Source organism: Mycoplasma bradburyae (assembly GCF_024338845.1).
Classification (GTDB): domain Bacteria; phylum Bacillota_I; class Bacilli_A; order Mycoplasmatales; family Mycoplasmoidaceae; genus Mycoplasmoides; species Mycoplasmoides bradburyae.
In genome coordinates, this window is record NZ_CP101414.1 from 136,147 (window position 1) to 148,872 (window position 12,726).

At 28.9% G+C, this 12,726-nt stretch carries 9 protein-coding genes and 6 tRNA genes; all 15 read left to right on the plus strand.

What is annotated here, in order from left to right; genetic code table 4:
• Nucleotides 1-88 precede the first annotated feature (88 nt).
• The 15 genes from NMG68_RS00560 to NMG68_RS00630 all read left to right on the plus strand — a co-directional run bounded on the left by NMG68_RS00560 (nucleotide 89) and on the right by NMG68_RS00630 (nucleotide 12,711).
• A complete protein-coding gene (locus NMG68_RS00560; protein WP_255034772.1) occupies nucleotides 89-748 on the plus strand; it encodes a DUF5385 domain-containing protein in 660 nt (219 codons plus the stop codon).
• Nucleotides 749-753: 5 nt separating this feature from the next.
• Complete coding sequence (gene fmt / locus NMG68_RS00565; RefSeq protein ID WP_255034773.1) at nucleotides 754-1,701, plus strand: methionyl-tRNA formyltransferase; 948 nt, start codon at nucleotides 754-756, stop codon at nucleotides 1,699-1,701.
• 2 nt (nucleotides 1,702-1,703) lie between these two features.
• Entirely contained in the window at nucleotides 1,704-3,857 is a 2,154-nt protein-coding gene (locus NMG68_RS00570) for a DUF2779 domain-containing protein (protein WP_255034775.1), read from the plus strand.
• 85 nt (nucleotides 3,858-3,942) lie between these two features.
• Entirely contained in the window at nucleotides 3,943-4,431 is a 489-nt protein-coding gene (locus NMG68_RS00575; protein WP_255034776.1) for a YhcH/YjgK/YiaL family protein, read from the plus strand.
• Nucleotides 4,432-4,538: 107 nt separating this feature from the next.
• A complete protein-coding gene (locus NMG68_RS00580; RefSeq protein WP_255034777.1) occupies nucleotides 4,539-6,446 on the plus strand; it encodes a hypothetical protein in 1,908 nt (635 codons plus the stop codon).
• Complete coding sequence (locus NMG68_RS00585; RefSeq protein ID WP_255034779.1) at nucleotides 6,439-7,143, plus strand: YebC/PmpR family DNA-binding transcriptional regulator; 705 nt, start codon at nucleotides 6,439-6,441, stop codon at nucleotides 7,141-7,143. The genes NMG68_RS00580 and NMG68_RS00585 overlap by 8 nt, the downstream gene beginning before the upstream one ends.
• A gap of 33 nt (nucleotides 7,144-7,176) precedes the next feature.
• Nucleotides 7,177-7,251 (plus strand) — tRNA-Asn (locus tag NMG68_RS00590).
• A 5-nt stretch (nucleotides 7,252-7,256) separates the two neighbouring features.
• Nucleotides 7,257-7,333, plus strand: a tRNA-Glu gene (locus tag NMG68_RS00595).
• A gap of 118 nt (nucleotides 7,334-7,451) precedes the next feature.
• Nucleotides 7,452-7,527, plus strand: a tRNA-Val gene (locus tag NMG68_RS00600).
• Between the two features lies 1 nt (nucleotide 7,528).
• Nucleotides 7,529-7,604, plus strand: a tRNA-Thr gene (locus tag NMG68_RS00605).
• A 4-nt stretch (nucleotides 7,605-7,608) separates the two neighbouring features.
• A tRNA-Lys gene (locus NMG68_RS00610) sits at nucleotides 7,609-7,684 on the plus strand.
• A gap of 4 nt (nucleotides 7,685-7,688) precedes the next feature.
• Nucleotides 7,689-7,774: transfer RNA gene (locus tag NMG68_RS00615), tRNA-Leu, on the plus strand.
• A 344-nt stretch (nucleotides 7,775-8,118) separates the two neighbouring features.
• Complete coding sequence (locus NMG68_RS00620; protein ID WP_255034780.1) at nucleotides 8,119-8,352, plus strand: MPN207a family PTS transporter accessory protein; 234 nt, start codon at nucleotides 8,119-8,121, stop codon at nucleotides 8,350-8,352.
• Nucleotides 8,353-8,389: 37 nt separating this feature from the next.
• Entirely contained in the window at nucleotides 8,390-11,137 is a 2,748-nt protein-coding gene (locus NMG68_RS00625) for a PTS transporter subunit IIABC (protein ID WP_255034781.1), read from the plus strand.
• Nucleotides 11,138-11,223: 86 nt separating this feature from the next.
• Nucleotides 11,224-12,711, plus strand: a complete 1,488-nt coding sequence (locus NMG68_RS00630) for an NADP-dependent glyceraldehyde-3-phosphate dehydrogenase (RefSeq protein ID WP_255034783.1) — start codon at nucleotides 11,224-11,226, stop codon at nucleotides 12,709-12,711.
• The last annotated feature ends 15 nt before the right edge of the window (nucleotides 12,712-12,726 follow it).

Below are 12,726 nucleotides of genomic sequence, written 5' to 3' on the forward strand. Positions count from 1 at the left end.
CGTTTACGTACGTTTTTAATTATATAACTTATTAATTATAATATATAAGTAAATACTACACGTATAATATTATATACAATATAGTTTAATGAATAGTAATTTTATTTTAATCGTCTTATTAGTAGTTGTTCCAATTGGATTCATAAGTTATTTTATTTATAAAAGAAAAAAAACTACAGGTTCAGGTGAATTTGTTGGAAGAACTAAGGATGAACGCAGAAACGAAGTTTGAAAAACTGTTAAAAAATATCTGCAAGATAACGACATGTATGGTCGTGAGATCATGTATACTTTTGTCGCAAAAAGACCGTCAGCTAATGATGATAAGAAGCTTCACAAACAGTTTAAAGAAGAAACAAAAAAATATTTATTAGAGCATAAATTATCTAAAAAAGATAAGAAAGCTTATCTAAAAAGTCGGTCTAAGGAAATGGCTCGTGAAAGATATTGCATCTATTTTCAAACAAAGGATGCTAAGACTCAATCTGTTTTTGATCCAGAAATTATTGAGGCTGAAGTATTAACATTACCTCCTAAAAAAAGAGGTGATGCTCCTGAAAGAAAAATTCAAATTAACGGATTACAAGATTTTAAAAAAGAGTTTGCTTGAATTGAACCTTTAAAAAATAAAGAAGATGCTCGATTAAAGAAAGCTGAAGACGAAAGAATTAGAAAGCTTGAAAGAAAAGAACAACGCAGATTAGCTAAGTTGGCTAAAAAAGAAGCTAAAACTAAAAAGAAGATTTAATAAAAATGATTAAAAAAAGAGTTGCTTTTTTTGGTACAACAGAATTATCTTTAGTATGCCTTAAGGCTATGCTAAATGATAATTCTTTTGATGTAGTAGCAATTATATCTCCTCCCGACAGAGTAGATTTACGAAATAAAAAGAATAAATTAAATTCAGTTAAACAATTTTGCATAGATAATAATCTACAAATTTATCAACCTGAAAAATTATCGGATTTCTATGAAGAATTAATAAATATGAATTTAGATTTGGGCGTATGTATAGCTTACGGACAATTTATTCCTAAAAAGGTTTTGAATCTATTTAAAGATGGAATAATCAATGTTCATCCTTCTAAATTACCGTTATTAAGAGGAGGTGCTCCTATTCATTATGCGATTATAAATGGATTTAAATCTACAGCTATTTCAATCATGAAGTTAGATGAAAAAATGGATCATGGTCCTGTGTATGATCAATTAGAAGTAGCTATTAAAGAAGAATGAAATCATGATGATTTAAATTCTGAAATTATTGCTAAATCACCAGAGTTTTTAATAAAAACTATAAAAAATATTTATGAGAAAAACCTAACAGCTAAAGAACAAGATCATGATCAATATACACTTGGCTTAAATATCAAAAAAGAACAAGAGCATTTGAATTTAAATTTAGATGCCAACAGTTTTGTTAATTGACAAAAAGGATTATGATCAACCCCTGGTGGTTATTTGATTTATGATGGATATAGAGTTAAAATAGCTCAAGCAAAAGTTGTTGAGAATGAACAAGACAACCAAATAGATCTGATAGGATCAATATACAAAATTGATAAAACAGGTATTTATGTATATCTAAAAAGAGGGTCAATTGCCATTACTAAATACCTATTACCTTCTAAAAAAGTTGCAGATATAAAGCAATCAATTAATGGAAACATTCCATTTAAAATAAATACAAAATTTGAATAAATATGGAAAATAAAAAGATATTTAAAAGAAATGATTTTTTAAATACATTTAGTAGACCTAAATCTTTATGAAAATTTACTGATAAAGAAATAACCGCTATCATTCAAAATGAGTTGGGACTATCAAAAGATTCTTATGAAGATATAAATGAAGAATTAAATGGGGAAGAGTCCGCTATTTTAGATTTTGATGAAATCGATTTTGTTAATGACGACATTGAATCCCAACAAATAAATGACGCTTATTTAGCAGAAATAATTAAATTAAAAGAAAAATCTAAAGAATTTATTAAACACGAAGTTCTATCTGATTTATATGATGATGAATGGAAAAATGCTGAACTAGAATTTTCTAAAGGTGTATACCAAGAATATGATATAGATTATATCGATGTTATTGATAATAAAGAAAAAGAAAAATTAGTTAGAATAATCGATTTATCAGATTATCAAAAATTACCTATTACAACAGCAGAAAGCCTTCATGAAATTATTAAAAAACATGATTTTTCGTCATCAAAATTACTGGTTTTAGATGGAATTTACTTTAATGAAAAACAAAGATACTATCTACAATCATCTGTGTCTGGATGTTTATTTTACAAACATAATGATGATCGAATAAAACTAGATGTATATACATCAAAAAACTCTACAAGCACAAAAAGAAAAGATCTAGTTAATTTTTATTATGATTACCGAATTTTAACTGAGCTTGGTTATGATGTTTTGAAATGAAATGTTGTTTTAGTTAAATACTGTTTAAACAAAAAGAATGAAGTTGATTTTGTTTCAACAGAAATAGTTAATTGCAATAAAGGTGGATCTAATTTACCTGATAAAATAAAAAAAGAATTTAGTAAAGAACAATTTTTCCATCCAAGTTTTATTAAAGCTAAACAAGACATAAGAATAAGTGGTAATCAAGAATTAATCGCTGATTACCCGCAACATAATTTAAAGACAGGTTCTTTTTGTAATGCTTTAAAAATGATGTCATTTCAAATTTTAGAATCAGAAGAAAAAGAAGCATATAAATTTCAGACAAATTATTTCTTAGAAGTAAGAAATGCATTTGATAACATTTTTGATGAAATGATTGATATCAAAGATACTAATGTAGGCAAAATTGAGTTATCAAATGCTTATTTTGGAGATTTTTATAAAAATCCGAACGACTCTATGATCAGATACACATTAGGTAAAAAAGTGTTTGAACCTTTTTTACTAAGCGGAAACGTTTATTCAATTAATAAATTTTTCGATAAAAATGGAAATTTAGTATTTCCATTAGTAAATAAAGATGGCGAAAAATTTAAAATAAGCGATTTCATCAAATACATAAATGCTAACCCGCCTCCTAAGCCAATAAAATATTTATCTGTTTTTAGTAAAGCATACATCCCTAGTATTGTTGAAAGTTATGTCAACCCAAATACTCACCAAGCATTTGCTAAATTAAAAAATAAAAAGGTTTATTTTGACTTTGAGTCAATTTGTCATTTATTTGCGCCAATGGATGATATTTTGCCAAATATGCAAATAATAACGCAAAATTCTTTCATTATTGATCATAATGACGGCTCAGAACTTGTATGTGTTAATGATGTAATTGATCCATTGAAATTGGATATTAATTGATTTATAAAGATAATTAAAGATCTACATCAAGGTCCAGATTATAGTTATGTTGTATACAATGCTACCTTTGAACGATCTAGATTGTATGAAATAGGCGCTTATATTGAAAGATGTAAAAAACTATATCCAGAGAAATTTAGCGATCCATCTGATTTAGAAATTGATTTCTTGCAAAAAGTTAAAGAAATTGATGCTAACCTATTTGATTTAGCTGATTTCTTTAACTTGAATAAAGACTTAATAGTCATTAATTCATTAAATGGATATTACTCAATTAAAAAAGTTTTATTATTAACATCTCAAGAACAACGAAAAGAAGCTAAAGCCGTTGATTACGCGACACTTAATGTGAAAAGAGGTGATATTGCGCAAAAACTAACAGCTAAACGTTTCTTAGGATTAGTTGATGATAAGGAATGAGAAGAAATAGCAACTGATTTAGCTACATATTGCGAAAACGATGTTAGATCAATGATCGCTGTTGAGTACTTCATAAGAGATTTATTAAAAAGATAGAATAAATCTATAGAATCATAATAACTAATTAACCATTCATAATTTATTTGTAGAATAATAATATTAAACTTAAGGATGATACAAAATGATTTACGACAAATTAGAAAATTTTAGTAAATATTTAACAATTAATAAATATTTTCCTAAGATCAAACAGTTTTTAGAAGATCATAACTATGATTTATCTAAATTATCAGTTGGTATTCATGAAATTGATGGTAAGGATTTATACTTAAATGTATTAGACTCTGTTGTTTATCAAAAAACAGAAGCCAGATATGAACTTCATAAACACTATGGTGATGTTCATATAGTTTTTGAACCAGGTGAAATTTACTTTAGCCAACACGCAGAAGATGCAAAAGATATGCAAGTAGAAATTCCTTATAACGAACAAAAAGATGTAACTTTTTATGTCTCAGATACGACAAATGACAAAGTTTCTAATAATCGTTTAGTGCCTTCTAAAAATTCTTTTGTAGTATTCTTACCAGGAGATTTACACGCACCTAGAGTATCTGAAAATCCTTCAAATAATATCATTAAATATATTTTTAAATTTAGATGTTCATAAAAAAAATAATTAAATTTTTATCGCTGTTTTTTATTGCTTTTTTAGGCTTATTAAGCCTAAATATTACTATATCTAATAGCTATAAAATTAACAGTTATGAACAAAGTTTGCAAGCTACAGAAACTAAAGAAAATCTTGAACCATTTTATAGCGATTTAAAAAATGTAGCCGAACAAAAAACAATTAAACTTTTTTTGACAAGTGATAATTATCAATCAGTTGTAACATCATTGATGTTATCGCAATATTTTTTAAACGATAAGGTTGTTGATGATGGTTACAGCCCTATCGTATTTTTATACCAACAACAACTAGTTAACGATCAAGATTTTAGTATTAATATCACTAGTAATATTCCAAATTGATTTGACAATAATTATCCGAAAAATAAAGCAATTATTCAAACGAATAATAGCTCTATTTTTAACGATAAATCCAACCTAAGTTATACTGCTGCTAATGTTTTAACCTTTCTAGATTATATTAGAGTGTATTTCCATGATAAATACACAAGTAATCCAGAATTAGAATACAAGCCATTATTATTTGATATTTTTCTAACGCCACAATTACTGGCGAATATCTGAGATAACCATTCAATAGCTTTATATAATTTTTTAGCATATGTTAATCGTTTTCATTTGATTTCAAATGATAACTACCTAAAAACTATTTTTCTTAAAAATTATGTTGACCGCTTAAATGATAAACTCATTAATAAAAGTTCTGATGAAGTTTTAAATATTTATCAAGAAAAATTCGATAAGATTTTTGTTAATGCAACAAAGTTAGAAAGCTCTAAAAATTTTTTAAATGTTTTTAGTGACGATTCAAGAAATGATGAAAACTTAGATGTTTTCAAAGAGACCTCATTATATGAATTAATATTTGATGAATCAAAATTCGTTTTTTATGATGGTTTATCATATACGATTAATAACGATAAAATTAATGATAAATTAAAACTTAAGATTTATTTTTATGAGAAGATTTATGATCTTTTCTTTAAATCGAATCAGTTAATGATTGATAAATCGAAAATTAATTTATTGATTCATCAATATTTAAATATATTTTTATTAACTGATCAATTTAATGTAGCAAATTTCTTTTATAAAAATCAAAACCTTTTTAATATTAATAAAAAAACATTCATTTTTTTAGAACCAGCTGCTCCTACTAAATTAGGTTTAAATGATATTAATCTAAGTAGTTCTATAAATCGTTGAAAATTTGATGAATATAAATCAATTCTAAAAACATTTAGAAAAATTTATCCAAGCAACAAGTACAATTTTTTATACATAACCAATCCTATGTTTGATGGTTTTAAAAGTCGTTTTAATGCTTTTCAAGAACTATTAAATATAAATGATTTAGATATTATCTATACCAAGCCAAGTTCAGCATTTTTATTATTCTATGAATTGCTAAATCAATACCAAAAAAGTGTAACTAGCAATATAGCTAGTTCGATTATAGTTGGCGGAATTGATTTTAATGATGACAATGTCTTAGACATTCTTAATTATTTGAAAAACAACACAACTTGAAACGATGAAGATATCAAAAATGTGATTAGAAATATTGATAATTTTCCTATCCCATTAACATTTTTGATTAATGATTTTGATCTAACAAAAAGAAACGAACCTTCAGAGTATTTTGTCTTAAATAAATCTTATATAACTTTATCTCAAGGTTTGATTAATGATAATGAAGGTTTAAAAATAGCTTCTAATTTATTAGGATCAAAAAGATTTTTTGATAAAAATGGCTTTAATGAATACGATCCAATTGTAAGATACAATTTAATAATCAATGAATTAAATGATGGAGGTAAAAAAGAAGCCACTGTTTCTATTTCGTTAATTGTTATAGCAACGGTATTAATTGCTCTGGTTATTTCTACAATGATTTTTATCATTTATAATTATAAAAGGCTTAATCAAGCTAAAAAACGCTGATCAAAGTATATAGCTAAATGAAAAGAAAAAGAAGATAACAATGCCTAGAAAACACTTAATTGCTAATCAAATTAATAAAAAACAACAATCTAATGCTAAGTTATGACAAAAATTAGCTAAAGAAATTAAAGCTGCTGTTAAAGTTGGGGGAACTGACCCTGAGACTAACTATCGTCTTAAAGCGGCTATTGATAAAGCTTTATCTTATAACTTATCAAAAGAATCTATTAATAGAAACATCTTTGGTGGTTCTAATAAAGATGAAGATAATTTGATTGAAGCAGAATACGAAATCTATGGACCTAATGGTTTAGGAATCATTGTTAGAACATTATCTGATAATCCTAACCGTGTTATCTCTTCTTTGAATGGTTATATATCTAAATTAAAAGGATCATTAGCTAAGCCTAATAGTGTTAAGATTAATTTTCAACAACAAGGAATTATCTTAACCGACTTAAATAATTTCCATGAGGAAACATTATTAGGTCTTTTAATTGATTATGAATTAATTGATATAAATTCAGATGATGAAGGATATGAGATTATAACTACCCCTAATTCTTATTATCAAGTTAAGGAGAAGTTAGAATCTGCTAAATTTAATATCCACCATTCTGAATTAAAATTAGTACCTCTTTCATACGTCTCACTTAATCCAGAACAGACAGAATTATTCGAAAGATTTGTCGCTTCTTGTGAAAATGATGACGATATTCAATGAATGGTTGCTAATAACGAATAATTTGTGATATAATTTTAAAGGCAATAATAAAAAGGCCACATAGCTCAGCGGTAGAGCAACCGGCTGTTAACCGGTTGGTCACAGGTTCAAATCCTGTTGTGGCCGCCATTATTGGCGCGTTGGTGAAGTGACTTAACACACACGCCTTTCACGCGTGCATTCACGGGTTTGAATCCCGTACGCGTCACCATTAAAAATAAACTAACTAACTAACAAAAACTAACGAGGTTCAAAATTTCCTCTGTTGTCGGAGTCTAACTCCTCCGATAACATAAAATTTTTTTACTAAGGATAAAACCTTAGTAAATGGAGTGTTAGCTCAGGCGGGAGAGCATATGCCTTACAAGCATAGGGTCGGGGGTTCGATCCCCTCACACTCCACCATGCCGACTTAGCTCAATCGGCAGAGCAACTGACTTGTAATCAGTAGGTTGTAGGTTCAATTCCTATAGTCGGCACCATAATGCTTCTTTAGCTCAGACGGTAGAGCAAGTGACTCTTAATCACTGGGTCGTGGGTTCGATCCCCTCAAGGAGCACCATGTTGCACTCGTGGCGGAACTGGCAGACGCGCTAGACTTAGGATCTAGTATCATTACGATGTGGGGGTTCAAGTCCCTTCGGGTGCACCATTAAAATACATTTATCTCAAATAGTATTTTGTTTAATAAATTATCTTGGCGAGATTTATTAAACTTTATAAAAAGCTGCTTAAGCAACTAATAAAATTCTATTTAAATATAAAGACTTTGAATATAATTCAAAGTCTTTTTTGCTTATATCACATATTTTATAAATTTAAATAGTTATTTAGCTTGACGGATCAAAAAATGGTTGCTTTAAAACCATTTAATTTAAACTTAGCTAAATAAATAGGATTAAAAAGTAATTTATAATAAATAAGAATGACTGAAGAAAACAAAAAGAAATGACTTTAGAAATATTAAAAAATGTTTACATTATTTTAAGCTCTCTAATGCTTATCATTTGTTTAGTTTTTTGAGGTATATCATTTTATTTATATTGAAATCGATATAAAAAAAGAAAAGTAGCTAGTGATAGCGCATTCGGTAGAACTATTAAGGATGAACAGATAAAACTCACCTGATGACAAAAAAACGGGGGATATTTATTATTCGTTTTAGGTTTTTTTGCTTTAATGTTTGCGATTGCTGGATTTACTTATTATGTCGTTAATTTTAGTGTTTAAAATGATTTTATAAATGGACAAACTGAAATAATTAATAATGGCTTCAACTACAAATCAAATTAATGTTCAGCAGAATCATCCAAGTGGTTGGAAGAGATTCTCTGGTAAATTTAAAGAAGTTGTTGGTAAGTTATCAAGTGGTTTAATGATTCCGATCGCAGTATTACCAATTGCGGGATTATTGCTAGGGATTTTTGCTGCTGTTCAAAATAATATAGATCCAACGAATTATAAAGTTCTTTATTCAATAGCTTCTTTTTTTAAAAATGGTGCTGATAAAATTTTCGGAAACTTACCAGCGCTGTTTGCAGTTGCGATAGCTGTCGCATTTACCAACCAATCAGGGATAGCTGCGTTTGCTGCTTTAGTAGGTTGAATTGTATTCAATGCTACTCAAAACGCTTTAATTTTCCCAGATGCTGTTAAAGATGACACATTCACAATTTTATTCTGAGAAAATGTACCTAAAAGCGCGTTAAGTGAAAATGTTGGTATAAAATCTTTAAGTACATCAGTATTCGGTGGGATTATCGTAGGGTCTATTACGGCTTACTTATTTAATAAATTCCACACAATCCAATTACCTAAATTTATTGGATTCTTTAATGGTAACCGCTTTGTTCCGATTATTACTTTCTTAGCTATGTTACCAACTGCTCTAATCATGCTTATGATTTGACCAGGTGTTAGTATCGCGCTTAATTACATAGGTGAAAACTTAGGTAATTTAGCTAGAAATGGTAATACTAACTCATTATTCTTCGGATATATTGAAAGAGCATTAGTTCCGTTTGGGTTACACCACGCGTTCTATACTCCTTTATGATATTCAAGTGCTGGTGGTAGCATTGTAAATATTATTTCTGATAATGAACATGCGATTGCTCCGTTAATTTTAACTACTGATGCTGACGGATCACAAGTTATTCGTAAAATTGTAGGTGTAGCAACTCAAGCAGTTGATAAGCCAGTTGGCTTCACATCTCAAGACTGAGCAAACTGAAAGCAAGTAGTATTAGCGTTAAATAACAATAAACTTCCTAGTACCGAAGAATTACAAGGTGACCAAAAAATCTGATTTGCTATTAACTCTATCTTTGTAGGTAAATCAGTTTATTTATCTGGTCAATCTGCTCCTTATACATTTACATTCAAATCATTTGCTGACTCAACTCTAAACCATCCAAGTTTAATTGCTTCAGCTGTAATTGATGGGAAAATAGTAATAGGTTCTGAGCTTCTTAAACAAATAGCTAGCAGTTCTACTGGTAGTGTTAAATTAGGTGCTAATGATTCTGTTTTCTATGCATTCCCCGGCGTAAACCCTGGTCAATATTCTCAAGGTAAATTTGCGTTTATGATCTTTGGTTTACCAGCTGCTGGTGCTGCGATGATTATGGCAGCTCCTAAAGATCAAAGAAAATATGCATCTTCAATTGTAATCTCTGCATCATTCACTTCATTCTTAACTGGTATTACTGAACCAATTGAATTTACGTTCTTATTCTTAGCTCCTTACTTATTCTGAGGATTCCACGCTATTGCTTGTGCGATTTCATTCTGATTAACAACTTTAATTGGAGCTAACATAAGTCAAACATTCTCTGGTGGTATTATCGATTTAACAATCTACGGATTTATTCCTGATGCGTTAGGCGCTCAAACTGGTAGCTGAATCCCATTAGTATTAGGTTTATTCTATATTCCTTTATACTACTTCGTGTTCTACTTCATCATTACAAAACGTGATTTAAAAACACCAGGTCGTGGTGCTACAAAACTTTACACTAAAGCTGATTACAAAGCTAAAACTAGTCAATCTGAATCAACTCAATCTAGTGTAACTAATTTCAAACCAATTGAAATTACTTCTTATAAACTAATCAATGCGTTTGGTGGTGTTGAAAACATTACAGCTGTAAATGCTTGCGCTACTAAATTAAGAGTATCAGTTAAAGCTAAATCAAATGTTAATTTTGATGAAGTTAATTCATTAGGTTCACTAGGTACTTATGCTATAAGTGATACATTAGTGCACGCTGTTTATGGTGGTGATGCTGACGTAATCAAATCTAATATGCAAAAGATGTTAGATAAGAATTATGATGCTACTGAAATTAAAAAAGCTGCTGGCGTTTTAGAAGATAAACCAACTGAACAACCAAAAGCTGAAACTAAACCAGCTAATGAAGAAATTAAACAACCAACTCCAATAGTTGATGATAAGACTAAAGAAATTGATCCATCAATGCCTAAAGCTACTCCTGAGGCTGATATCAAAGAATCAGATATCATTGAAGTATACAGCCCAGTTAAAGGTATTGTTAAAGATCTAACTGAAGTTCCAGACCCTTCATTTGCTGCTAAGATTACTGGTGATGGTTTAGCAGTTGAACCAACTGATGAAATGTTCTATTCACCAGTTGATGGTAAATTAGAATTAGCATTCAACACAGGTCATGCCTACTTCTTTGATGCTAAAGGCGCTAAGATCTTAATTCACGTTGGTATTGATACAGTATCATTAAACTCAAATAATACTGACACTGAAAATTTAATCGGCTTTACATTATTCTCTAAATCAGGTGATAATGTTTTATACAAAAACACTCCAGTAGTTAAAGCTAACCTTGAAATTATTAAAAAACAAGAATTATCAACAGTTACACCAATCTTAGCTTTAAAAGCTACTTTAGAAGAATATGATCTAAAACTAGTTGCTAAGTCAGGTGATCAAGTAAATGTTGGTGATGTATTATTCAAATTAATTAAAAAGAATAAATAAACCAAATTCTATATAAAATAAAGTGCTTTTAATTGCACTTTATTTTTTTTATTTTTTAATAATAATAATTCAAATTTTCACAAATTATGAGTAACAATAGCTGTTTAAAAAATAAAGCGTGCAATGCTAGTTCTTATGATTTTAAAGATAAATATCATAAGTTAAAAGGTTTGATTAATAATCAGGAAGTAGGTTCTAGTTCATTAATTGAAATTAAATCGCCAATCGATAATGAAGTAAGTGGTTCATTTTATGGAATGACATCAGATGAAATTGATGATGCATATGAAAAAGCTAATGAAGCATTTAAGATCTGATCTAAGCAAACTTATAATTATCGTAAGGATAAGATTATTAAGTTTGCAGAATTATTAGATCAACAAAAAGAAGAGTTAGCTAACTTATTAACAGATAATATTGCCAAAGCTTATAATGAATCCTTAACTGAAATTACTCGTTCAGTTAAATATATTTATGACACAATATCAGTTTATGAAGAGATGATCAATAATCCATTAGTTATTGATGAAACAATTCATAAAGTTAAGAATAAAACAGGTAAATTTATTCGCGAACCACTAGGTGTAGTTTTAAATATCTCACCATGAAACTATCCTTTAAACACACCACTATCAAAGATGATACCAACTTTGATAGCTGGTAATACAGTTGTTTATAAAGTTGCTACTCAGGCTGCTATCATTGGAATTAAATTAGCGCATTTATTTAAACAAGCAGGATTTGATCCCGGGGTTGTTCAATGTGTTGTAGGTCTTGGTCGAGAAATAGGTGATAAATTAAATACTAATAAACATATTAAAAGCATCTCATTTACAGGTAGCACGCCAGTTGGTTTAAAACTCTTAAAACAAGCAGCAGTTGGTAATATTTCATTAGAACTAGGTGGAAAAGATGCAGCTTTAATTTTAAGTGATTATGACAAAGAATTAACAATCAAAGAAATCATAAAAGGAGCTTATGGTTACTCAGGGCAAAGATGTACTGCAATTAAAAGAGTTTTAATTAAAGATCAAGATGCTGATGAATTCGTTAATTTATTAAAAGAACAAGTTAAGGAATTGCATCTAGGTAATCCTTTCGATAATCCATCATTAGTACCAGTAATTGATAAACCTTCGGCTGATTATATTAAAGAACTATACGATGATGCAATAAGCAAGAATGCTATTGTATTAAACGGTGGAGATTTTGAAAAAAACTGAATTGATGCAATCTTATTGGATCATGTAACTAAAGATATGCGTATAGCTTGAGAAGAACCTTTTGGACCGATCTTACCAATCATAAGAGTTAAGAATGAAGCTGAAATGATCAAACTTCATAATGACTCAGAATATGGTTTGCAAGCTAGTATATTTACTTCTTCTCAAGATAAGTTTGATACTATAGCTAACCAACTAGAAGCTGGTACAATCAATTGAAATCGTTCGTCATCTAGGGGACCTGATTTTTTTCCTTTTTTAGGGGTTAAGGATTCTGGTGTTGGTGTTCAAGGAATTAAAGATACGATACTATCAGTAACTCGTTATAAAGGTTTTGTTTATAATCGTTAAAATTAATATATAATT